The sequence below is a fragment of the Paenibacillus chibensis genome, assembly GCF_004001045.1.
GTDB classification, from domain to species: domain Bacteria; phylum Bacillota; class Bacilli; order Paenibacillales; family Paenibacillaceae; genus Paenibacillus_AQ; species Paenibacillus_AQ chibensis.
In genome coordinates this window covers 1-3,154 of record NZ_BIMK01000062.1, presented here as the reverse complement: position 1 = coordinate 3,154, position 3,154 = coordinate 1, and the positions used below count along the sequence as shown (strand labels likewise).

5 protein-coding genes are annotated in these 3,154 nt (G+C 40.9%); all 5 read right to left on the bottom strand.

The genetic code is table 11. The features are described 5' to 3' along the window. Positions 1 to 157 precede the first annotated feature (157 nt). Positions 158 to 1,165: a phosphotransferase enzyme family protein gene (locus PCH05_RS26975; protein ID WP_127607804.1), complete on the bottom strand. Its 1,008-nt coding sequence runs from the start codon at positions 1,163 to 1,165 to the stop codon at positions 158 to 160. Positions 1,166 to 1,194: 29 nt separating this feature from the next. Then, positions 1,195 to 1,869 carry an HAD family hydrolase gene (locus PCH05_RS26970; protein ID WP_127607802.1) on the bottom strand — a complete coding sequence of 225 codons (675 nt, stop codon included), beginning with the start codon at positions 1,867 to 1,869 and terminating at the stop codon, positions 1,195 to 1,197. 194 nt (positions 1,870 to 2,063) lie between these two features. After that, complete coding sequence (locus PCH05_RS26965; RefSeq protein ID WP_246049971.1) at positions 2,064 to 2,507, bottom strand: HAD-IIIA family hydrolase; 444 nt, start codon at positions 2,505 to 2,507, stop codon at positions 2,064 to 2,066. Positions 2,508 to 2,509: 2 nt separating this feature from the next. Further along, on the bottom strand, positions 2,510 to 2,695 hold the full coding sequence (locus PCH05_RS26960) for an NUDIX hydrolase (RefSeq protein WP_127607800.1): 186 nt from the start codon (positions 2,693 to 2,695) through the stop codon (positions 2,510 to 2,512). A gap of 150 nt (positions 2,696 to 2,845) precedes the next feature. Then, the coding region (locus PCH05_RS27480) for a VOC family protein (RefSeq protein ID WP_164766820.1) at positions 2,846 to 3,154 on the bottom strand (309 nt) is incomplete at its 5' end.

Genomic DNA, 3,154 nt, shown 5'->3' with positions numbered 1-3,154 from the left:
ATATAGATTACGACATATAGCTTTGTAGTCTTCCTCATGATCTTCAAATACGATTTGTAATTCATCGTCACGATTTGGGCTGCTCATGGTTTCTTCCCTCACATCAATTTATAGTTATCGTGTTTCCCATCATAGGTAGGTATTTCCCCACCCTCAATCACAGTTCAAAATCGCATCCAGCAAAAGGCACTTCTCTTTCGATCAGTTTAACTGCTTCGGTTATCGCATTTCTCTGAGATTCAGTAAGATGTTCTTCTTTCCCGTCCCAATGATTAAGCCACCAAAAGAACGAATGGATATTTCTATATTCCATGAACATGGGGATCCTCCGGATCCATTCTTGCCCGATATGGTTTTGTTGAATATACCCTTCTAGAAACTCGTTTAAGAAATGCTTGGCAAATTCATTTTGGGATTCCCGATCTTTGGAATGTGCCCCCCACCATACCGCATGAGTAGCCGAGATTCCTATATCAAGCGCAAACCATCCGTACAACGCATCATCAAAATCAAAAACGGTTATTTCCCCTTGCTCAATGAGAAAGTTATAGGGATGAAAGTCATAATGAATTAATCCGTATGAATCAGGGCTTTTAGGTAAGGCTGTTAACTGTTTCTCTTTTTCTCTAAGTTTATGGAGAAGTATACCGTAATGCCCATTGAGCAAATGCGGGTTATTGATTTCCGCTGGTCTCCAATTCATCCTATTAAACTTCAAATCACCGGGATCATAAGTTTTGGTCAACCGGTGCATGCTCCCCATGGTTTCGCCCCATGAATGGAATAAGTTCGGGCCCCATAGTTTCGGATCACTATCAAAAAAATGCCCCGGCGCTTCCTCAAACACTGTCACAATAAAGTATTTCTCAAGATCATTGCATACCGTCGTTAATTCACCTTCCAGCGTATGGATTGGCAATGCAACACGAACTCCGTTTTCTGCTAAATACCGGACCCAATGAACTTCTGCCTGGATCTCTATTTCAAATTCGACTGGTTTTTCGGAGAAGCGCAAATAGTATGTCTTGTTACCTTTAATGAATTTGTATACCACATTACATGATTTACCAATATATTGTAATGCTTCAGTATCAAATCCAAATGATTTCGCAGCTTGGGAAAGTACCTCAGGACTAACCAAAGAGAATCTCCTTTCTTTATCCATGCTATCAATAGAGTCCCCGTCATATGTTGTTATCCGAACAATGAGCCTTCCTCGATGCCCGCGATAATATCCATTAATTCCATGAGATTCATGATCTCTGCACTAGGATTAACGTTCATCTGCTTCATCTTCTCTTGATCCGCCCGGTACGCAATGAAACGTAAACCTGCGCTTAGGGATGCCTTTCCGTCTGTCCAAGAATCCCCTACCGAAATCCATTCATCTGCCGGATACTTATATTCATTCAATATACGTAAATAACCATCGGGTGAAGGCTTTAAGGAATTCATCATTTCCCTGCCTATCATTTGATCAAAGTAGTCCATGATATGATTTTCTCTTAGTGCGACCTCTGCAGCTCGAACTGAATTGTTCGTTACGATTGTAATAAGATACTTTCCTTTCAGTTCATTAAGAATATCCCTGGTTCCCGGCTCTAAGCCTGCTTGCTGCATGCCCAGCACTTCGTGTTTTCTTGGAATTTCCCACACTTCCTGAATCAGCTTACCCGTCATCCGGTTTGTCCGAATCGCTTCTTCAATAACCGTTGCCGTTGTGTATAATTGAAGAGGCATACCAACTGGTAGGACATTCCTTGAGACGAGAAATTGATATGTTTCTTCCTTCATGGCTGAAAAATCGATTCTCGAACTTAATAGGGTATTATCCATATCAAAAATAATGCCCTTTAACTTTTGCTTCATAGGATCCCTCTTTCATATCATCGCGGCACGAGTGTATCGTTTCTCTTTTGCCTAAAACTTCTTAATATCGTCTCATTCGTGTTTCCCCTCAGGTATCCAGACGTATTCATCAATCTTCCAGAATCCATTTCACTGCTTCATTGATATCACTTGCGGTATAATCAGGTTCAACTTCCTTCCATTGATTTCTATATTCATTCAGCGAATCTTCCCCCCCAACCTGTTCTAACCAAGACCTTCTTGGCTCCGGCAGCATGTGCAGCCAGCATGTCGGTATCTCCCACATCTCCAACCACAACGCACTTGGATAAATCCAAACCATACTTCTCCGCTGCTGTAAAAAGCATTCCCGGCCTCGGCTTACGGCAATGACAACCTTCACTGCTTCCATGCGGACATATAAAAGAATCATCAAACCCATAGGTGTTAAATTGTGATCTAAACTCTTTTTCAGTCGCCTCGCCTTTAGAGATTCTGTGCTGATTCGTAAAAGCAAACACCTTCAACCCTGCTTCCTTCAACCGACGAATGGATTCCTCGGCGCCTTCGAATAAAACAAAGTCTCTTGGATGAATAAAATGCCCCGTACCTCCAATTGTGCCGTCACGGTCTAGAAATACCGCCTGCCATTGGACCAAGATTATTCCTCCTCCAGAGTTATTTCGGTTTCACGTTTCAGCCCATCTAATAAGGGTTCGTACAAATCTATTCTTCCACCTGGCAGTTCGAGAGACTCCTCATTCCTTTTGTTTCGTGTTTGAATAATAATTTCAGTAATATCGTTAACATTACGTTCAACAAATGCTCTTGCGTTCACAAAAAACATCAACGAATCACCTATCCTATAAAATAATGTATTCTATATGGGGTAGGTCATGGGTAACTGAAATACCGGTGGAATCTCCTCAAGTTGGAAGTTCATGTAAATACATTGTTATATAAAATCACTCCATCTTTAAGCCAGCTAATTACAAATTCATTTATCCGCTTTTTCACTCCATTCAATCAAGTTAATTGCATTGCCATCCGGATCATATGCATCAAAATCAATATGCACATTCCTGTCTGAAGACCAATTCTTGATGGGGCCAACCTTTACCCCTTGAGATTGTAGTTTCTCGTGTAATGCTAAGACATGACTGTAGTTCAAATTAAATGTCGGATATTCTTGAGCTTGAAATACCTCAGATTTAATTAATGTAAGCAACGGTGAATTTTCATGAATGATAAAATTAGCAATCCTGCCGCACTCCTCAATATTGCGCAAATGAAGTCCGAGTATATC

Coding starts and splice junctions, on each gene's coding strand:
- PCH05_RS26970 (WP_127607802.1), bottom strand. CDS start 1,869: ATGAAGCAAAAGTTAAAGGGCATTATTTTTGATATGGATAATACCCTA.
- PCH05_RS26975 (WP_127607804.1), bottom strand. CDS start 1,165: ATGGATAAAGAAAGGAGATTCTCTTTGGTTAGTCCTGAGGTACTTTCC.
- PCH05_RS26960 (WP_127607800.1), bottom strand. CDS start 2,695: ATGTTTTTTGTGAACGCAAGAGCATTTGTTGAACGTAATGTTAACGAT.